This window comes from Modestobacter lacusdianchii (assembly GCF_054177765.1).
Genome location: NZ_JBJJTJ010000009.1, coordinates 60,856 through 79,159, shown reverse-complemented (window position 1 = coordinate 79,159; position 18,304 = coordinate 60,856). Strand labels below are relative to the sequence as shown.

The 18,304-nt window shown below is 76.1% G+C and carries 19 protein-coding genes and 1 tRNA gene; 8 read left to right on the top strand and 12 right to left on the bottom strand.

The genetic code is table 11. The annotated features are described in order from the left end of the window. Positions 1 to 41 precede the first annotated feature (41 nt). From ACJTNH_RS08780 to rarD, 3 genes are all read right to left on the bottom strand, one after another. Positions 42 to 1,511 (bottom strand): LytR C-terminal domain-containing protein, encoded by a 1,470-nt coding sequence (locus tag ACJTNH_RS08780; RefSeq protein WP_458174670.1) that lies wholly within the window; start codon positions 1,509 to 1,511, stop codon positions 42 to 44. Positions 1,512 to 1,570: 59 nt separating this feature from the next. Continuing rightward, the gene (locus tag ACJTNH_RS08775; RefSeq protein ID WP_458174804.1) at positions 1,571 to 1,864 is read right to left on the bottom strand and encodes a DUF3263 domain-containing protein; all 294 of its coding nucleotides are present in this window, start codon (positions 1,862 to 1,864) and stop codon (positions 1,571 to 1,573) included. A gap of 260 nt (positions 1,865 to 2,124) precedes the next feature. After that, positions 2,125 to 3,039: an EamA family transporter RarD gene (gene rarD / locus ACJTNH_RS08770; RefSeq protein ID WP_458174668.1), complete on the bottom strand. Its 915-nt coding sequence runs from the start codon at positions 3,037 to 3,039 to the stop codon at positions 2,125 to 2,127. Positions 3,040 to 3,103: 64 nt separating this feature from the next. Here rarD and ACJTNH_RS08765 point away from each other — a divergent pair, with 64 nt between their 5' ends. Next, the gene (locus tag ACJTNH_RS08765) at positions 3,104 to 3,502 is read left to right on the top strand and encodes a DUF5313 family protein (RefSeq protein WP_458174666.1); all 399 of its coding nucleotides are present in this window, start codon (positions 3,104 to 3,106) and stop codon (positions 3,500 to 3,502) included. Between the two features lie 56 nt (positions 3,503 to 3,558). On the opposite strand, the gene ACJTNH_RS08760 is transcribed toward ACJTNH_RS08765, so the two are convergent. Both ACJTNH_RS08760 and ACJTNH_RS08755 read right to left on the bottom strand, forming a co-directional pair. Further along, positions 3,559 to 3,768, bottom strand: coding sequence for a dodecin (locus ACJTNH_RS08760; protein WP_458174664.1), 210 nt, complete (start codon positions 3,766 to 3,768; stop codon positions 3,559 to 3,561). 76 nt (positions 3,769 to 3,844) lie between these two features. Next, positions 3,845 to 3,919: transfer RNA gene (locus tag ACJTNH_RS08755), tRNA-Thr, on the bottom strand. A 140-nt stretch (positions 3,920 to 4,059) separates the two neighbouring features. Here ACJTNH_RS08755 and ACJTNH_RS08750 point away from each other — a divergent pair. Then, the gene (locus ACJTNH_RS08750; protein WP_458174662.1) at positions 4,060 to 4,914 is read left to right on the top strand and encodes an NAD(P)-dependent oxidoreductase; all 855 of its coding nucleotides are present in this window, start codon (positions 4,060 to 4,062) and stop codon (positions 4,912 to 4,914) included. Between the two features lie 13 nt (positions 4,915 to 4,927). Here ACJTNH_RS08750 and ACJTNH_RS08745 read toward each other — a convergent pair whose 3' ends face one another. Continuing rightward, on the bottom strand, positions 4,928 to 5,578 hold the full coding sequence (locus tag ACJTNH_RS08745) for a hypothetical protein (protein WP_458174661.1): 651 nt from the start codon (positions 5,576 to 5,578) through the stop codon (positions 4,928 to 4,930). Positions 5,579 to 5,735: 157 nt separating this feature from the next. Here ACJTNH_RS08745 and ACJTNH_RS08740 point away from each other — a divergent pair, with 157 nt between their 5' ends. The 3 genes from ACJTNH_RS08740 to ACJTNH_RS08730 all read left to right on the top strand — a co-directional run bounded on the left by ACJTNH_RS08740 (position 5,736) and on the right by ACJTNH_RS08730 (position 9,469). Next, positions 5,736 to 6,500, top strand: coding sequence for an ABC transporter permease (locus ACJTNH_RS08740; RefSeq protein WP_458174659.1), 765 nt, complete (start codon positions 5,736 to 5,738; stop codon positions 6,498 to 6,500). A 109-nt stretch (positions 6,501 to 6,609) separates the two neighbouring features. Next, the gene (locus ACJTNH_RS08735; protein ID WP_458174657.1) at positions 6,610 to 8,067 is read left to right on the top strand and encodes a S1C family serine protease; all 1,458 of its coding nucleotides are present in this window, start codon (positions 6,610 to 6,612) and stop codon (positions 8,065 to 8,067) included. 121 nt (positions 8,068 to 8,188) lie between these two features. Next, positions 8,189 to 9,469, top strand: coding sequence for a DUF445 domain-containing protein (locus tag ACJTNH_RS08730; protein WP_458174655.1), 1,281 nt, complete (start codon positions 8,189 to 8,191; stop codon positions 9,467 to 9,469). A gap of 38 nt (positions 9,470 to 9,507) precedes the next feature. Here ACJTNH_RS08730 and rlmB read toward each other — a convergent pair whose 3' ends face one another. The 5 genes from rlmB to ACJTNH_RS08705 are packed head-to-tail and all read right to left on the bottom strand — an operon-like array spanning position 9,508 to position 13,571. Beyond that, positions 9,508 to 10,470 carry a 23S rRNA (guanosine(2251)-2'-O)-methyltransferase RlmB gene (gene rlmB / locus ACJTNH_RS08725; protein WP_458174653.1) on the bottom strand — a complete coding sequence of 321 codons (963 nt, stop codon included), beginning with the start codon at positions 10,468 to 10,470 and terminating at the stop codon, positions 9,508 to 9,510. Continuing rightward, entirely contained in the window at positions 10,470 to 11,888 is a 1,419-nt protein-coding gene (cysS, locus tag ACJTNH_RS08720) for a cysteine--tRNA ligase (protein ID WP_458174651.1), read from the bottom strand. The genes rlmB and cysS overlap by 1 nt, the downstream gene beginning before the upstream one ends. Continuing rightward, a complete protein-coding gene (gene ispF / locus ACJTNH_RS08715) occupies positions 11,885 to 12,388 on the bottom strand; it encodes a 2-C-methyl-D-erythritol 2,4-cyclodiphosphate synthase (protein WP_458174649.1) in 504 nt (167 codons plus the stop codon). The genes cysS and ispF overlap by 4 nt, the downstream gene beginning before the upstream one ends. Next, on the bottom strand, positions 12,385 to 13,050 hold the full coding sequence (gene ispD, locus ACJTNH_RS08710; protein ID WP_458174647.1) for a 2-C-methyl-D-erythritol 4-phosphate cytidylyltransferase: 666 nt from the start codon (positions 13,048 to 13,050) through the stop codon (positions 12,385 to 12,387). The genes ispF and ispD overlap by 4 nt, the downstream gene beginning before the upstream one ends. A gap of 38 nt (positions 13,051 to 13,088) precedes the next feature. After that, positions 13,089 to 13,571 (bottom strand): CarD family transcriptional regulator, encoded by a 483-nt coding sequence (locus ACJTNH_RS08705; protein WP_091057700.1) that lies wholly within the window; start codon positions 13,569 to 13,571, stop codon positions 13,089 to 13,091. Between the two features lie 184 nt (positions 13,572 to 13,755). Between ACJTNH_RS08705 and ACJTNH_RS08700 the strand changes: the two genes are divergently transcribed. Next, positions 13,756 to 14,562 (top strand): UbiA family prenyltransferase, encoded by an 807-nt coding sequence (locus tag ACJTNH_RS08700; protein WP_458174645.1) that lies wholly within the window; start codon positions 13,756 to 13,758, stop codon positions 14,560 to 14,562. Here ACJTNH_RS08700 and ACJTNH_RS08695 read toward each other — a convergent pair. After that, entirely contained in the window at positions 14,559 to 16,091 is a 1,533-nt protein-coding gene (locus ACJTNH_RS08695) for a cryptochrome/photolyase family protein (RefSeq protein WP_458174643.1), read from the bottom strand. The two genes, ACJTNH_RS08700 and ACJTNH_RS08695, sit on opposite strands and share 4 nt — an antisense overlap. A 148-nt stretch (positions 16,092 to 16,239) precedes the next feature. Here ACJTNH_RS08695 and ACJTNH_RS08690 point away from each other — a divergent pair, with 148 nt between their 5' ends. Together ACJTNH_RS08690 and radA are read left to right on the top strand one after the other, a co-directional pair. Next, entirely contained in the window at positions 16,240 to 16,827 is a 588-nt protein-coding gene (locus ACJTNH_RS08690) for a copper chaperone PCu(A)C (RefSeq protein WP_458174641.1), read from the top strand. 55 nt (positions 16,828 to 16,882) lie between these two features. Next, entirely contained in the window at positions 16,883 to 18,250 is a 1,368-nt protein-coding gene (gene radA, locus ACJTNH_RS08685; protein ID WP_458174639.1) for a DNA repair protein RadA, read from the top strand. Positions 18,251 to 18,304: the final 54 nt, after the last annotated feature.

The window sequence follows — 18,304 nt, the reverse complement described above, 5'->3', positions numbered from 1 at the left end:
GGACGGCGCGGCGGAGTGGTTCCGCTCCGGGCCGGACGGGGTCAGGGCTGCCAGTTCCCGGTGGCCACGACGACCAGCCCCGGGTCGGCGACGCCGGGCACCTCGAAGTAGCGGGCGACCGGGCCGGAGACGTCGGGGAACTGCTCGACCAGCTGGGTCGCCGCCTGCTGCTGCACCGTGTTGCCCTCGCTGAAGTACACGGTGGTGGTGGCGACGTCGTCGACCGGCGACGCCCCGGTGTCGAGCACCTCCCAGCCACCGGCGGCGAACTGCTCGCCGACGTCGGCGGCCAGGCCGTTGATGGTGGTGCTGTTCAGCACCGTGATCGGCGCGAAGACCGGGCCGACCGGGGCCGGGGTGATCTCCGGTGCGGGCGCGACGCTCTCCTGCACCGGGGGAACGGACGGCGCGGGTGCACTGCTGGGGGCCGGGGTCTGGGCCGAGGTCTCGGTGGTGCCCGGCGAGGCGAACGACCACCAGCCCAGCACCGCGAGCGCCACCACCACGACGGCGACCAGCCCCTGCGCCAGCCGGCGGGGGCCACGCCGCGCGTCCTCCGCGGGGGCGTCGTCCCGGTCGAGCCGTGGCTGCGCCGACGGCGCCTCGGCGTCGGGGCGTCGGGTGCCGGACTTCTTGCGGGCCGCCTCGGCCGCCTGGCGCTCCAGCCGGAGCGCGGCGCGTCCACCCACGGGGACGTCGACGGCGCGCCGGGCCGGGGCCGCCGGCTCCTCGACGGCCTCGGCGCGACCGGCGGCCGGCAGCTCCGGCACGGCGGGGGGCGGCGTCGCCGGACGCCGGCCCGCGGCCGGCGGCGCGGCGGCCGGCCGGCCGGTGCGCGCGGCGACCGGCGGGGTGGGCGCGACAGCGGGCGGGGCGGTCGTGGGTGAGGCGGCCGCGGGCGGGACCGCGGTGGCCGCCGCTCCCCACGCCGACTCGGCCGGCGCGGACCCGGAGACCCGCTGGGTGACGTCCAGGGGCAGTGGGGCCGGCTCGGCCGACCGGCCGGGCGCCCCGCTGGTGCGTGCGCCGGGCGGCGTGGCCGGGGCCGCGGGCGGCGTCGGGCGCGGGGTGGCCGTCGTCGCCGGGGCCGAGGGGTCGGCGGCCGGGCGGGGCGCACCCGGGCGGGGCGCGGCCGACGTCATCGGACCGGAGACCGGCGGCGCCGTCCGCGGGGCGGGCGTCCGCTCCGCGGTCGGCAGACGGTCGGGGCCGGGTGCCGCGGCGGGCAGGTCGGTGCGACGGCGGCCGGCGGCCGGCGCCGGCGTCTCCGGGCGCGCCGGCGGGCGGCGCACCATCGGGTCCTCACCGGGAGGCAGCAGCCCCTCGCGGCGCCGCTCGGCCCGGCTCTGCCGCGGCATCGTCATCGCGGCACCGCTGTCCGGCCCGGTGCTCGCCGTCCGCTGCATGGCCCCGGTGGCCCGGGACTCCAGTGGCGCGTCGGCCTCCGGCGGGCCGGGGACGGCGTCCTCGCGACGCGCGTCGGCGCGGCGGCGACCCGTCGGTGCGGACACCTCGGGCGGCGCGCTCCCGTCACTGCCTGGTGCCGCATGCCTCCCCACGGTGAGAGAGGCTAGTCGCGCGCGGGGTCCGTGCCCAGGACCCGACCGGAGCGCTGACGCTGCCGGGCGCCACGCAACCGGCGGAGCCGGCGCACCAGCAACGGGTCGGCCGCGAGCGCCTCCGGCCGGTCGATCAGGGCGTTGAGCACCTGGTAATAACGGGTGGGGGTCATGCCGAAACGTTCCCGGATGGCTGCCTCCTTGGCCCCGGCGAACCGCCACCACTGCCGTTCGAAGGCCAGCACCTCCCGATCACGTGCGGGCAGGTCCGCAGCCGTGTCGTCACCAGGCGCCCCACCCGTCACACCAGCCCCACCCCCGGCGGTCTCCGTCGCGGTGCCGGCGCCGACGGCCGGCGGGGCCGGCACGCCGTCCGGCGCCGGGCCGGCGGTCGGGGCGGGCTCGCTGTTCACGGTGACGTGCCTCCGGTCGATGGGGCGTCGGGCGGCGCACGGCGCGCCGCCCGGGGAGGTCCGGACCCCGTCGACGGTAGCCGCGTCCGGTCGTCCGCGGGGCTCCCCACGCCCCGGGCCGGCGGACGGGTCCCGATGCCGCCGGGCGGGCCTCAGATGCCGGCCGGCAGGGGGTCCGGCACGGTCCGGCGGTGGGCCCGGGCCTGCCGCAGGCTGTCCACGGTGAAGACCGCCAGGGCCAGCCAGACGATGGCGAAGCCGGCGAGCCGGGCCGGGGGCATCGGCTCGTCGTAGACGAACACGCCGATGGACAGCTGCATCAGCGGGGTCACGTACTGCAGCAGCCCCACCGTCGACAGCGGCACCCGCCGGGTGGCCGCGGCGAAGAGCAGCAGCGGGACGGCGGTGGCCAGCCCGGAGCTCACCAGCAGCAGGGCGTGCCCGGCTCCCTCGTGGGCGAAGGCGGCCTGCCCGTCGGCCTGCAGGAAGCCGATGACGACCAGCGCCGGGACGAACACCACCGCCGTCTCGACGAAGAGGCCCGGGGCCGCCTCGACCCGCACCAGCTTCTTCATCAGCCCGTACAGGCCGAAGCTGAGGGCGAGCGCGAGGGCGATCCACGGCGGGCTGCCGTGGTCCACGGTCAGCACGCCGACCGCCACCACGGCGGTGCCGACGGCGACCCACTGCAACCGGCGCAGCCGCTCCCGGAAGACCACCACGCCCAGCACCACGCTGACCAGCGGGTTGATGAAGTAGCCCAGTGACGCCTCGACGACGTGCCCGGAGTTGACCGCGTAGACGTAGACGAGCCAGTTCAGCGCGATGAGGACGGCGGCGGCGGCGAGCACGAGCAGGGCACGCCGGTCGCCCACGGCCCGCCGCACCTGCCCCCAGCCACGGCGCACGCTCAGCAGCAGCCCGACGAACAGCAACGACCAGGCGACGCGGTGGGCGACGATCTCCAGCCCGCCGGCCGGCTCCAGCAGGGGGAAGTAGAGCGGGAACACACCCCACAGGGAGTAGGCGCCGAGGCCGGCGAGCACCCCCACCCGGCGTTCGTCCACCGGCGCACCGTACGCCTGCCGCGACCGGGCCCCGGCCGGGCCGCCGGCGGCCTACCGTGGGGCCGTGCACGCTGGACGACCGAACCCGGCCCAGTGGCTCTGGTACGCCTACGGCGGAGGGCTCCCCCGCTCGCTGTCGGACTGGGTGCTCGACGACACCACCCGGCACAGCTGGGTGCTGCGCCACCTCACCCGCGCGCTCGTCCAGCTCGCCCCGGTGATCGTGCTGTGCCTGCTCGTCCCGCCGGTGCCGCTGGAGTTCCGGGTGACCGCAGCCGGTGGCGGGCTGGTCATCGGGCTGATGTTCTCCCTCGCCTACATGACCGAGACGACCGAGCACCGCGCGGTCAAGGCCGGCTGGCCACCCGGGACGACGGCGGCCCGCCGCGCGGAACGCACCGAACGCGAGCGGATCGAGAAGCGCGCCCGGTACCGGTCGGGTGGCGCCGGCAGCTACGACTGAAGGCCCTCGGGCCCCCACCACTGGCGAGCAGGAGGCGACCCCCGGCACGGGGGCCGTCAGTCCTCGACGCGGAAGCCGATCTTCATGGTGACCTGGAAGTGGGCGACGTCGCCGTCCACGACCTGGCCGCGGATCTCCGTGGTCTGGAACCACTCGATGTTGCGCACCGTCTGCGAGGCCTTGCGCACCGCCGTGCGGATGGCGTCGTCGACGCTGGTGGTCGAGCTGCCGACGATCTCGCTCAGCCGGTAGACGTGGTCGCTCACGGGGGCTCCTCGACGCAGGCCGCCCTGGTCGGCAGCGCTCCCGTCGAGCCTGGCACGCCGGGGCACCGGCCGCAGGTGGAGCCCCATGTCCGGATTGAACGGACGACCTTCCGCTTACAAGGCGGGTGCTCTACCACTGAGCTAATGGGGCGACCCGGCGAGGTTACCGGGCCGCCTCCTCGGACACGTGGCAGCGCCCTGCCCGTACGGCCCGACCGTGCCGGTCAGCCGCCAGCCGGGCGGCCGGCCCGCCGCACTGCCGCGCCGGCGACGACGGGTGAGGATCGGGCCATGACGAACCCGGTGGTGGCGGTCCTGGGCACGGGCACGATGGGCGCGGGGATGGTGCGCTCCCTGCGCCGGTCCGGCATCCCGGTGCGGATGTGGAACCGCGACCCGGCCCGCGCGCAGGCGCTGACCGACACCGGAGCCACGGCGACCGGCTCCCCCGCCGAGGCGGTCGCGGGCGCCGACGTCGTCCTGACCATGCTGTTCGACGCCGACGCGGTGGTCGACGTGCTGCGGCAGGCGGCCCCCTCGGCCGGGACGACGTGGCTGCAGTGCAGCACCGTGGGGGTCGAGGGCGCCGACCGCACCGCGGCGGTGGCCGACGAGCTCGGCCTGGTGCTCGTCGACTGCCCGGTGCTGGGCACCAGGGCCCCCGCCGAGCAGGGAGCCCTCGTGATGCTCGCCTCCGGGCCGGAGCACACCCGCGAGCTCCTGGCCCCGGTGCTCGACGCCCTGGGGTCCAGGACGCTGTGGCTGGGCGAGGCCGGTGCGGGCAGCCGGCTGAAGATGGCCTGCAACGCCTGGCTGTTCATGGTCACCGCCGGGGCGGCGCAGTCGATCGCGCTGGCCCGCGGGCTCGGTGTCGACCCGCAGGACTTCCTGTCGGCGATCGCCGGCGGCCCGCTGGACACCCCCTACGCCCACGCCAAGGGCGCCCAGATGCTCACCGGGGACCACCCGGTCAGCTTCGGCCTCACCGGGGCGGCCAAGGACGCCCGGCTGATCCAGGCGGCGCTGCGCACCGCGGGGGTCTCCGACCGGCTGGACGCCGCGGTGGTCGCGACCATGGAGGCCGCAGCGGCCGCCGTGGAGGACCCGACCGCGGTCGACGTCAGCGCGATCGTCGCCGGGCTCTGAGGCCCGCCCGGCCTCAGGCCGCGTCGGACCCGGCCGCCGGGTCGCCGGAGACGTACTCCGCCGGGTCGCTGTCCACCGTGGCCCCGTCGGCCAGCCAGCGAGCGAACCCGGCCGGGTCCCGGCGCTCCAGCTCGTCGAGGGCCTCCTGGCGCCGGCGCACCAGCTCCTGGCGGGCCACCGGGTCGCCCGTGGCCGGGAGGGCCGCCGAGCTGCGCACCCACTCCTGGCCCAGCGCCCGCACCGACAGGCCCCGCGCCCAGCTGCCGTCCACCGCGTGCAGCGGCACGACCGGCGCCAGCCCCGCGCCGCGCGACCGTCGGGCCGCCCGCAGCGCCCAGCGGGCCAGCAGCGCGCCCAGGACGGCGGCGGCCAGCAGCAGGGTGACCGCGCCACCGGCGACCACCACCGACCCGCTGAGCACCAGCAGCGCCGCCACGGTGAGCGCAGCGGTGCGCCAGGCGGCGTCCAGCGCCCTCTGGCGGGACGGTGGACCGTCGCCCTCCCGGGCGGTCCCGGCGCCCAGGCAGCCGGCGACCACCGCGGCCAGCACGACCGCGACCAGCCCCGACGGGCCGAGCGAGACACCACCGACCGCGGCGAGCGCGCCACCGGTGAGCACCAGCAACGCGAGCCCGGTCTGGGCGAGGAACGAACGAGCGGGCACCGGCGGCCTCCGGGGCGGTGGGGCGGGAGCGGGCGCGGCGGGCGCCGACCGCCCCTCCCTTCCCCACCGGGTGCTTGATCACCCACCGTCCCCGGCGGACGACCCGCCGTCGCCCCCCGCGCTCCGGCGGGACGCCGGCCGGGCACGATGACCCGCCGTGGGCAGCTCCGTCGTCGACCTGGGACCGGGGCTCGTCGTCGCCCTCCTCGCGCTGACCGCGCTCGCCGCCGCGGTGGGCGCCTGGTCGGGTCTGGGCCAGGACCGGCCGGTCCTGCTCGCCGCGCTCCGGGCGACGGTCCAGCTGACCGTGGTGTCCGCCGTCCTGGTGGTGGTGCTGCGGTCCCTGGCGCTGTCGGCGGCGTTCGTGCTGCTGATGCTCACCGTCGCGGCCGTCACCGCGGCCGGCCGGGTGACCGGCCTCCCGCTGCGCGCCCCGGGCGCCCGGCACCGGGCCGCCGCGACGGGGCTGGCGATCGTGGCCGGGAGCGCGCCGGTGGTCGCCCTGGTGCTGCTCAGCGGCGCCGTCCCCCGGCACGGGGCGGCGGTCGTGCCGATCGCCGGCATCGTCATCGGCGGCGCGATGACCGCGACCTCGCTGGCCGGACGGCGGCTGCGGGACGAGCTGACCCAGCGGCGCGGCGAGGTGGACGCGGCACTGGCCCTGGGGTTCCTGCCGCGCGACGCCGTCCTGGAGGTGGCCCGCCCGGTCGCCGCCACCGCCCTGGTGCCCGCCCTGGACCAGACCCGCACGGTCGGCCTGGTCACCCTGCCCGGCGCCTTCGTCGGGGTGCTGCTCGGCGGGGGCAGCGCGCTGCAGGCCGGCGCGGCCCAGCTGCTGGTGCTGGTCGGCCTGCTCGCCGCCGAGGCGATCGCCGTGTGGGTGGTGACCGAGCAGGTGGCCCGCGGCACCCTGCACGACTGAACCGACACGTCCAGGGAACTCACAGCGGACCACCAGCGACGGACCAGTACCAGGACGCACAGTGGTGTCATCGCGGCGGGGAGGTCCTGCCGTGGGGAGGGACCAGATCGTGAGCGAGCAGAACCGCCCGGCCGACCAGACCGGACACGGCACCGACCGGAACGGCGACGTCAGCTGGGCCGCGCAGCAGCCCACCGCTCCGGCGACCCCGCAGCAGTTCCCGGCGCCGGGCGCCCCCGCCGACGGTCGTGCGGCCTCCGGCCAGCCGACGCAGCAGTTCCCGGTCGGCGGTGGGCCGACCGGCTCGGGCACCCAGCAGTTCCCTGCACCGGCGCCCGCGCACCAGCCGTGGCCGCCGTTCGGCTGGGGCTCCTCCACCGGTCACACCAGCGGCGCCCCGGCGGGTGCGCCCGGTGCGGTGCCGCCGGCCTTCCAGGCTGCGCCCGCTCCCGCGGCGCCGGCCCGCGCCGGTCGCTGGCGGCTGGGCGTGGCCGGGCTGGTCGCCGGTGCGCTCATCGGCGGCGGTGCCGGCGCCGGCGTCGTCGCGCTGACCGACGACGACACGGTCGTCACCGCCAGCGGCGCGACCACCCAGCCGGTGGTGATCAAGGACGCCGAGACCGCCACCAGCACCACCGCGGCCGCTGCGGCCGCCGCACCCAGCGTGGTCACCCTCTACGTGAGCGCGGCCGCGGGTTCGGGGTCCGGGTCCGGCGTCGTCCTCACCGAGGACGGCTACGTGCTCACCAACAACCACGTGGTGAGCCTGGACAGCAGCACCAGCGACGTGACGGTGCAGGTGCGCACCTCCGACGGGACGCTCTACGACGCCACCGTCGTCGGCACCGACCCGTCCTCGGACCTGGCCGTGGTCAAGCTCGCCGACGCCGGCGGGCTGAGCCCGGCGACCTTCGCCGACTCCGACGAGGTCCAGGTGGGCGACCTCGCCGTGGCGATCGGGGCCCCGCTGGGGCTGTCGAACACGGTCACCGACGGGATCATCAGCGCCACCGACCGCGCCGTGCAGACCGGCTCGACCCAGGACGACAGCACGGTGATCGACGCCCTGCAGACCGACGCGGCGATCAACCCGGGCAACTCCGGTGGCGCGCTGGTCAACGCCGACGGCGAGGTGGTCGGCATCAACACCGCCATCGCCTCGGTGGCCAGCACCGGCCTGCCCGGTCAGGAGTCGCAGAGCGGCAACATCGGCGTGGGCTTCGCCATCCCGTCGAACACCGCTCAGCGGATCGCCCAGCAGATCATCGACACCGGGTCGGCGTCGCACGCCCTGCTGGGGGTCAGCGCCCGGACCGCGGCCGAGTCCGGCTCCGCGGTGGGCAGCGGCGCCGAGCTGGTCTCCGTCCAGGACGGTTCCGCCGCCGCCGACGCCGGGCTGCGGGCCGGCGACGTGATCACCGCGGTCGGCGACCGGCCGATCACCACCTCGACGGAGCTGACCGCCGCCATCCGCAGCGCCCAGCCCGGCGACACGGTGACGCTGACCGTCCGCCGCGGCCAGGACAGCTCCGAGGTCGACGTCACCCTCGACGAGACCTCGGACTGAGGCCGGCCCCGCTGCAGGGGCCCCTCCTCCGACCGACGACCCCGGTGCCGACCCCGCGGCCCCGGGGTCGTCGCACGTCCGGCGACGGACCCGCCCCGGCCCGACGCCTAGGCTCGGTCGGGTGCCCGGACCCGAGCTGACCGCACCGCTGGCCGAGTCCCTCGACGACCCCCAGCGGGCCCGTGACCTGGCGAAGATGAAACGGCTGGCCACCGGCCTGTTCGTGCTCGCCGCGGCGGTGTTCCTGGGCTGTGTGCTGCTGGGCGAGGAGGCCGGCGCCTGGGTCGGCTACCTGCGGGCCACCGCCGAGGCCTCGATGGTCGGGGCGCTGGCCGACTGGTTCGCGGTCACCGCGCTCTTCCGCCACCCGATGCGGCTGCCCATCCCGCACACCGCGATCATCCCGCGGAAGAAGGACCAGATCGGCGCCAGCCTGGGCACCTTCGTCCAGGAGAACTTCCTGACCCGGGCGGTGGTCGACGAGCGGCTGGCCGCCGTCGACGTCCCGGGCCGGCTGGGCGCCTTCCTGGAGTCACCCGGCCGCGCCGAGCGGCTGGCCGGTGACGCCGGCGCCGCGCTCGGCGCACTGACCGACCTGCTCAAGGACGACGAGCTGCAGCCCGCCGTCGCCGCGCTCGTGGACCGCAAGCTGCGGGAGACCCCCGCCGCCCCGGCCGTGGCCCGCGGCATCGAGCTGGTGATCGAGGGCGACCGGCACCAGGAGGTGCTGTCGGCGGCACTGACCGGGCTCGCGACGTTCCTGTCGGACAACCGGGTGGTGTTCCGCGCCCGGCTGGGCGACGCCTCCCCCGCCTGGGTGCCCGACTGGGTCGACGACCGCGTCTTCGACCGGGTGTTCGACCTGCTGCAGGGCTTCCTCGCCGAGGTGGGCGCGGACTCCCGGCACGAGCTGCGGCGCAGCTACGACAAGCGGCTGCGGGCCTACGTGCACGCGCTGCGCACCGACCCGGCGACCGCGGCCCGGGTCGAGCGGTTCAAGGAGGAGCTGCTCGACCACCCGGCGGTGCGCACCTGGTCGGGCTCGCTGTGGAGCACCGCGAAGACCGCCGTCGTCACCGCCGCCGCCGACCCGGACTCCGAGCTGCGCACCCGCGTGGTGCGGCTGATCCGGCACGCCGCCCGGCTGCTGCAGACCGACCCGACGATCCGCGAGCTGGTGCAGCGGCAGTCCCAGCGGGCCGCCGGCTACGCCGTCGAGCGTTTCGCCGGCGACGTCGCCGACCTGGTCGGCACCACCGTGGCCCGCTGGGACACCGAGGAGACCAGCCGCCGCATCGAGCTCCAGGTCGGCCGGGACCTGCAGTGGATCCGGGTCAACGGCACCGTCGTCGGTGGCCTCGCCGGGCTGGTCATCTACACGATCGCCCAGCTGCTCGGCTGACGAGCGCCGTCCGCCCGGCCGTGCGCTCCCGGCTCAGCTCACCGCCGGGCGGAGGCCGCCGCGAACAGCGCGATCCCGGCCGCGACGCTCACGTTGAGCGACTCGGTGTCCTTGGTGATCGGGATGGACAGGACGACGTCGCAGCGCTCCCGCACCAGCCGGGACAGCCCCGCTCCCTCGGCCCCGACCACCAGCGCGATCGGGTCGGCGAAGCCGTCGTAGTCGTGCACGCTCATGTCGCCGTCGGCGGCCAGCCCGACCGTCTGCAGCCCGGCCTCCTGGTAGCCGGCCAGCGACCGGGCCAGGTTGACCGCTCGGGCGACCCGCAGCCGCGCCGCGGCACCGGCGCTGGTGCGCCAGGCCGAACCGGTCATGCCCACCGACCGCCGCTGCGGGATGACCACGCCGTGGGCGTCGAACGCCGCAGCCGAGCGGATGATCGCCCCGAGGTTGCGCGGGTCGGTCACGCCGTCCAACGCGACCAGCAGCGGTGGGCGGCCGGAGTCGCGGGCGATGTCGAGCAGGTCGTCGGGGTGCGCGTAGTCGTAGGGCGGCACCATGAGCCCGATGCCCTGGTGCAGCGAACCGTCGGACATCCGGTCGAACTCGGCCTTGCCGACCTCGAGCAGCGGCAGCCCGCGGTCGGCGGCCAGCTGCACGGACTCGGCGATCCGCTCGTCGGTGCCGCCACGGGTGGTGTCCCCCGTGACCACGTAGAGCGCCGTCGCCGGGATGTCGGCACGCAGCGCCTCGAGCACCGGGTTGCGGCCCAGCAGCAGCTCCGGGGACTCCTCGTTGCGGCGCTGCACCCGGGCGCGGGTGTCCCGCCGGGCGGCCGCCGCCTGGGCCTTCCTGTAGGCCGGGTGGTTGGGCCGCGCCGCGGCCGGCGGGGTCGCCCCCCGGCCGGCCAGCGACCGGCGGTTCTTGCCACCGGTGCCGGCGGTGGCGCCCTTCTTGCTCGCGCCGCTGGTGCGGCCCCGTCGTTGGCTGTTGCCGGCCATCAGGTCAGCTCCCATCGTGTGCCCTGGGGGGTGTCCTCGACCTGCACGCCCAGGGCACCGAGCTGGTCACGGATGGCATCGGCGGCCGCGTAGTCCTTGCGGGCGCGCGCCGCGGCACGCTGCTCCAGCGCCAGGCGGACCAGGCCGTCGGTGGCCTCGGCCAGGCGGCGGTCGCCACCGGCGTCGGCCCACTGCGGGTCGAGCGGGTCGAGGCCGAGGACGCCGAGCATCCCCCGCACCTCGCGGAGGGCCACGGTCACGCCGTCCTCGTCGCCGGCGGACAGGGCGGTGTTGCCCCGGGTGACGGCGTCGTGCACGGCCGCGACCGCGGCCGGGGTGCCCAGGTCGTCGTCCATGGCCGCGACGAACGGCTCCGGCAGGACGTCGGAGGTGATCGGCGACTCCCCCGGCGACCCGCCGGCGACCCGCTCGTGCGCGCGGGTCACGAACGACTCGATCCGCCGGTAGGCGACCCCGGCCTCGGCCAGCGCCGCCTCGGTGAACTCGATCGTGGAGCGGTAGTGCGGGGCGACGAGGTAGTAGCGCAGCTCGACCGGGCGCACCCGCCGGACGACCTCGTCGACCAGCGCGGTGTTGCCCAGCGACTTGCTCATCTTCTCGCCGCCCATGGTGACCCAGCCGTTGTGCAGCCAGTAGCGGGCGAACCCGTCACCGGCGGCCTGCGACTGGGCCCGCTCGTTCTCGTGGTGCGGGAAGCGCAGGTCCAGCCCACCGCCGTGCACGTCGAACTCCGCGCCCAGGTACTTCTCGGCCATCGCCGAGCACTCCAGGTGCCAGCCCGGCCGGCCACGCCCCCAGGGGGTCGGCCAGGAGGCGGTGAGCGGCTCGCCGTCCTTGCCGCCCTTCCACAGCGCGAAGTCGCGCGGGTCGCGCTTGCGCTCGTCGGTCTCGGTGTCGGCGGCCGGCTGCAGGTCACCGAGCTTCTGCCCGGTCAGCTCCCCGTACCCGGGGAACGACCGGACGTCGAAGTACACGTCGCCGTCGACGGCGTAGGCGTGCCCACCGGCGATCAGCCGCTCGATCAGCTGCACCATCTCCGGCACGTGGCCGGTCGCCCGCGGTTCGTAGGTGGGCGGCAGCGTGCCGAGGACGTCGTAGGCGCGGGTGGCCGCCCGCTCGTTCTCGTAGGCCCAGGCCCACCACGGCACCCCGGCGGCGTCGGCCTTGGCCAGGATCTTGTCGTCGACGTCGGTGACGTTGCGGACGTAGGCGACCTCGTTGCCCCGGTGCACCAGCCAGCGGCGCAGCACGTCGAAGGCGAGGGCGAACCGCACGTGCCCGATGTGCGGCGGCCCCTGCACGGTCAGGCCGCACACGTACATGGAGACCCGTCCGGCACGCAGGGGCGTGAACTCACGCACGGCGCGCGCGGCCGTGTCGTACAGGCGGAGGGTCACCGGGCCGATCCTACGGGCGGCGACGACGTGCTCCGGACCACGAGCGCGGTGGCCACCGCCGCCCGCCCCTCGCCCCGGCCGGTGAGCCCGAGGCCGTCGGTGGTGGTGGCGGTCAGGCTGACCGGGGCACCGAGCGCCGTGGAGAGCACCGCCTCGGCCTCCGCGCGCCGCGGCGAGGCCTTCGGGTTGTTGCCGATCAGCTGCACCGAGGCGTTGCCGATCGCCCAGCCGGCGGCGGTCAGGACCTCCCGCACGTGCTCGAGGACGGCGGCGCCCCGGGCCCCGGCCCAGCGGGGGTCGTCGGTGCCCAGCAGCCCGCCGATGTCGCCCAGCCCGGCGGCGGACAGCAGTGCGTCGGTGAGCGCGTGCGCGACCACGTCGCCGTCGGAGTGCCCCGCGCAGCCGTCGACGCCCGGCCACTCGAGCCCGGCGAGCCAGCACGGCCGGCCGGCCTCTATCGGGTGGACGTCGGTGCCGATGCCGACCCGGGGCAGGTTCACGAGCGCACCTGCAGCTCGGCCAGCGCGAGGTCGTGCGCGACGGTGATCTTGGCGGCCCGCTCGTCACCGGCGACGGTCTCGACCGGGACGCCGGCCGCGCGGACCACCGAGGCGTCGTCGGTGAACTCCGCGGCGGTGCCGTGCGAGCGTGCGTAGGCCGCCACGAGGGTCGCCCGGTCGAAGCCCTGCGGGGTCTGGACGCGGCGCAGCGAGGCCCGCGGGACGTCGGCCTCGACCACCCCGTCGGTGTCGACGACGACCGTCGTGTCGACCACCGGCAGCACCGGGACGACCGCGCGGGCGCCCGCGGCCAGAGCGGCGAGCACCCGGGCCACGACGTCCGGTGGCGTCAGCGGGCGGGCCGCGTCGTGCACGAGCACCGCATCGGCCTGCTCGCGGGCGGCGGCCAGGGCCGCGCGGACCGAGGCGGTGCGGGTGTCGCCGCCCACCACGACGTGCACGTCGTCCGGGAGCACGGCGGTGAAGGCGGCCTGCTGGGGCGCCGGGACGGCGACGACGACCTCGTCCACCCCGCCGGCGCGCAGCCCGTCGACCGCCCAGCAGACCAGGGGCCGGCCGTCGAGGGCGACCAGTGCCTTCGGCAGCTCTGCACCCAGACGCAGACCACTCCCGGCCGCTGCGACGATGCCGACAGCGTGCACGGGAGTGGTCCGGGTGTCTCGGGGGTGGTGCTGGTCGATCAGGAGGCCAAGACCTCGTCGAGGAGGACCTCGGCCTTGTCCTCGTTGGTGCCCTCGGCGAGCGCGAGCTCGCTGACCAGGATCTGCCGGGCCTTGGAGAGCATGCGCTTCTCGCCGGCGGACAGGCCGCGGTCCTTGTCGCGGCGCCAGAGGTCGCGCACGACCTCGGCCACCTTGTTCACGTCACCCGAGGCCAGCTTCTCGAGGTTGGCCTTGTAGCGGCGCGACCAGTTGGTCGGCTCCTCGGTGTGGGGGGCACGCAGCACCTCGAAGACCTTGTTCAGGCCCTCCTGGCCGACGACGTCGCGCACGCCGACGATCTCGGCGTTGTCCGCCGGGACGCGCACGGTGAGGTCGCCCTGGGCGACCTTGAGCACGAGGTAGGCCTTCTCTTCGCCCTTGATGGTCCGCTTCTCGATCGCCTCGATGAGCGCAGCGCCGTGGTGCGGGTAGACGACGGTCTCGCCGACAGTGAAGCCCATGTGTGTGTGACCCCTTTCGCTCACCCCAGGTTACCACGGGAGAATGCCGTCCGGCTCGGCAGACCGTGACAAAAGTGCTGGTCAGGGGCCTGACCGAGGTCAGCGAGGGGTTGACAGGGAGGTGGTCGGTGTGCAGTCGACAGGCACCGGAGGGCCGTCCCGGCCGCTCGCGAGGGCGGCGGCGATGGCCCGCGCGACCCACCTCGAGCCCGCGCTGGCCGTGACGGCGGTCGCCGTCCTGCTCGCGGTCGCCGCGGGCGTCACCCCCGGCCGGACGGCGCTGGTCGGGGTGGCCGTCCTGGCAGGTCAGGCCTCGATCGGCTGGTGCAACGACTGGCTGGACGCCGACCGCGACCGGGCCGTCGGCCGCACCGACAAGCCCGTCGTCCGCGGTCTGGTCAGCCCGGCACTGCTGCGCAACGCCACCGCGGTCGCCGTCGCGGTCGCCGTCCTGACGTCGCTGGCCCTGGGCGTCGTCCCGGGGCTGCTGCTGCTCGTGCTGGTCGCCAGCGGCCTGGCCTACGACGCCGGCCTGAAGCGGACCGCCCTGTCCCCCCTCCCCTACCTGACCGGCTTCGGCGCACTGCCCGCCGGCGTGGTCGCCGCCGCGCCCGGCGCCCCCCTCGCCCCGTGGTGGCTGGTCGCCGCAGGGGCCGCACTCGGCGGGGCCGCCCACGTCGCGAACGTCGCCCCCGACGTCGCCGACGACCTGGCCACCGGTGTCCGCGGGCTGCCGCACCGGGTGGGTGCGGTGCCCTCCGCGGTCGCCGGCGCGCTGCTGCTCGGCGCCGCCACCCTGCTGCTCGTCCTCGGCCCGGCCGGCGCCCCCTCCCCCGCCGGCTGGATCGCCTGCGTCGTCGCCGCCCCGGCCGTCGTGGTCGCGGCGATGGCCGGCGACCCGCGGGCCCGGCGGCTGGCCTTCCCCGCCGTGCTGCTGCTGACCGTGCTGGACGTCCTCCTGCTGCTGGCCGGGGGCGCGGCGCTGACCTAGGGCGCCTGCGTGCCGCGCAGCTGCTCCTGCTCCACGACCAGCTCGAGGTCCGCGAGCCGGCCGAGCCCGTTGAGCGGCTGGCGCATCCGCTGGTTGCCCGCCAGCCGCTCCCGGTTGCGCTCCAGGAACGCCCAGTACCCCGCGGTGAACGGGCAGGCGTCCTCCCCGACCCGCTTCCTCGGGTCGTACCGGCAGCCACCGCAGTAGTCGCTCATCCGGTCGATGTAGGCGCCACCGGCCGCGTACGGCTTGGTCGCCAGCACCCCGCCGTCGGCGTGCTGGCTCATGCCCACGACGTTGGCCACCATGACCCAGTCGTACCCGTCGACGAAGAGCCGGTGGAACCAGTCGGTCATCGCCAGCGGCTCGATCCCGCGCTGCAGCGCGTAGTTGCCCAGCACCATCAGCCGCGGGATGTGGTGCACCCAGCCGCGCTCGCGGACGTCGGAGAGCACCGAGGAGAGGCAGTTCGCGTCCACCGCCTCGGCCTCCAGCTCGCCCATCCAGCCCGGCACCTCCTCGTGCGCCTCCAGCGCGTTGCCGTGCCGGTACTCCCGGCCCAGGTGCCAGTAGAGGTGCCAGACCCAGTCCCGCCAGCCCATCACCTGGCGGGTGAAGCCCTCGACCGAGTTCAGCGGCAGCGGGTCGCCGTCGGCGACCGAGTCGCGGTGGGCCTGCTCGGCACGGGCCACGACGTCGGCCGGGTCGACCAGCCCGAGGTTCATCGGGGCGGACAGCATCGAGTGGGCCAGCCACGGGTCGCCGGCGAGCATGGCGTCCTCGTGCGGCCCGAAGGCCCGCAGCCGGTGCGTCAGGAAGTCCTCCAGGCGCTGCACCGTCTCGGCGTGGGTGACCGGGAAGAGCCGGGGGCCGTCCTCGCCGACGAAGGCGACGTCCCCGGCGGCCTCCCACGCGTCCAGGTCGGCCCGCACCTGCTCGTCGATCTCGTCCTCCACCGGCCACTCCGGCGGCGGGGCGGGCACCCGACCGTCGGCCGGCGGTGGCTCCCGGTTGTCGTGGTCGAGGTTCCAGGTGCCACCGACCGGCTCGGCGCCGTCCATCAGGACGTCGTGGGCGCGGCGGGCCGCGCGGTAGAAGTCGTCCATCAGCAGCCGCTGCCGGGACCGCCCCTCGGCCCAGCGCCGGAAGTCCGCCTGCCGGGTCACGAAGCCGCGCGCCTCCAGCACCGTGACGCCCCTGCGCTGCAGCACGAAGTCGCGGGCCGGCCAGGTGGTCGGCGCGCAGACCGAGAGCGGCTCGGTGACCTGGTCGAGCGCCTCCGCGTAGCTGTCGGTCCGCAGGAACACGGCCTGGTCGCCGAGCTCGGCGGCCCGGTGCCGCAACGCCGAGAGCAGCAGGTGCGCCTTCTGCCGGTGGAAGCGCCGCCGGCGGAACACGCCGCGCGACTCGACCAGCAGCACCGGCTGCCCCGGCGCGTCGAGGAAGTGCGGGCCGAGCTGGTCGGCGAAGCACCAGCGCCTCGTGTCGGGCGCGTGAGCTGGGAAGTCGGCCAGTGCCGGGTCTCCCACCGCGGGCCCCGGACCTGCCTGCGGGGCAGACCGCCGTGCCGCCATCGACCTCACCTCCCAGCGGACATCCTCAGGTGACCGTTAGGCTCTGCGCGACTCGTCCACCGGCGTCCTCGGTGGCCGATCACGTCTCCTGGAGGTCGACGCTGTGAACCGCGCACTGCGCGCTGCCGCGATGGGTGCCCTGCTGCTGTCCCCGGTCGTGCTCACCGCCTGCAGCGCAGGCCAGGTGGCGCAGACCAACACCCAGGAGCAGAACATCGGCAACAGCGCCGACGTGGGTGCGCTGAGCCTGCGCAACCTGCAGCTCCCCTACCCGACCGGCGGGCAGTACGCCAGCGGCAGCGACGCCCGGCTGGTGGGCGCGGTCGCCAGCACCGCCTCCACCGACGACACGCTCGTCTCGATCACCGGTGAGGCGTTCGACGACGTCGAGGTCGTCGACCCCTCCGCGGAGGCCGCGGCGGCCGACGGTGCCGCGAGCGACGACCTCGGTCTCACCGTCCCCGCCGACGGCGTGCTGCACATGAGCGACGGCTCGGGCCCTGCGGTCACCCTGATCGGCCTGTCGGAGGAGATCGGCGTCGGCCAGTACGTCGACGTCACCTTCACCTTCGAGGAGGCCGGCGAGGTCACCGTCGCCGTCCCGGTCGGCATCGCGTCCCGCGACCTCCCCCGCGGCGAGGGCTTCGACTTCCACCACGGCGAGGGCGAGGAGGCCGGCGGGTCCGAGTGACCTGCTGGTCGTCCGCTCCCCCCGGACTGTCGTACCCCGCCGCCACCATGGCGGCGTGCCAGCATCCGGTGTGAAGTCCGCCCGTCCTGCCCACCGGTGCTCCGAGTGCGGCTACACCTCCCCCAAGTGGGTCGGTCGCTGCCCGGAGTGCCAGGCCTGGGGCAGCATCCAGGAGGTCGGCGCGGTCGCCTCCTCGCTCCGCGCCGTCTCCGCCGGGCCGGTGAGCGCCAAGGCGCGGCCGATCGCCCAGGTCGAGCTGGCCGGTGCCCGCGCCGTGCCCACCGGGATCGCCGAGTTCGACCGGGTGCTGGGCGGCGGGCTCGTGCCCGGGGCCGTCCTCCTGGTCGCCGGCGAGCCCGGCGTCGGCAAGTCCACCCTGCTGCTGGAGGTGGCGCACCGGGTCGCCGCGACCAACGGCCCGACCCTGGTCGTCTCCGGCGAGGAGTCCGCCGCCCAGGTCCGGCTGCGCGCCGAGCGGATCGGCGCCCTGCACGACGACCTCTACCTCGCGGCCGAGACCGAGCTGTCCGCCGTCCTCTCCCACGTCGACGACGTGAACCCGTCCCTGCTGGTGCTCGACAGCGTGCAGACCGTCCGCTCCCCCGCCGTCGACGGCACCGACGGCGGGGCCACCCAGGTCCGCGCGGTGGCCAGCGCGCTCACCGCGGTGGCCAAGGGGCGCGGGATGACCACCATCCTGGTCGGCCACGTCACCAAGGACGGCGCGATCGCCGGCCCGCGCGCGCTGGAGCACCTGGTCGACGTGGTCGTCTCCTTCGACGGCGAGCGGCACTCGACGCTCCGGATGGTCCGGGCCACCAAGAACCGGTTCGGCCCGGCCGACGAGATCGGCTGCTTCGAGATCGGCGACGGCGGCGTCGTCGGGGTGCCCGACCCCTCGCACCTGTTCGTGTCCCGCCGGTCGGCCCCGGTGCCCGGCAGCTGCGTCACCGTCACCATGGAGGGCAGCCGGCCGCTGCTGGCCGAGGTGCAGGCGCTGGTGGCCACCGCGGGTGGCGGCGGCTCGCCCCGGCGGGCGGTGAGCGGGCTGGACTCACAGCGGGTGGCGATGGTCAACGCCGTGGTGGAGCGACGGGGTGGGGTCCGCCTGGCCGACGCGGACGTGTTCGCCGCCTCCGTCGGGGGCGTGCGGATCGTGGAGCCGGCCGCAGACCTGGCGCTGGCGCTGGCGATCGCCTCGGCGTCCAAGGACCGCCCGCTGCCGCACGGCATGATCGCCCTGGGTGAGGTGGGGCTGTCCGGCGAGATCCGCCGGGTCGGGGGCACCGGCCGCCGGCTGGCCGAGGCGGCCCGACAGGGCTACACCGCCGCGCTCGTGCCCGAGGACTCCGGCCCGGCGCCGAAGGGCCTGCGGTTGATCGAGGTGCCCGACATCGGTGCCGCGTTCGCCCGGCTCTGGTGACGCTGTGCGACCGGCACCACCTCGCGTCCGCCCTCCGGATGACCCGAGGTGGTC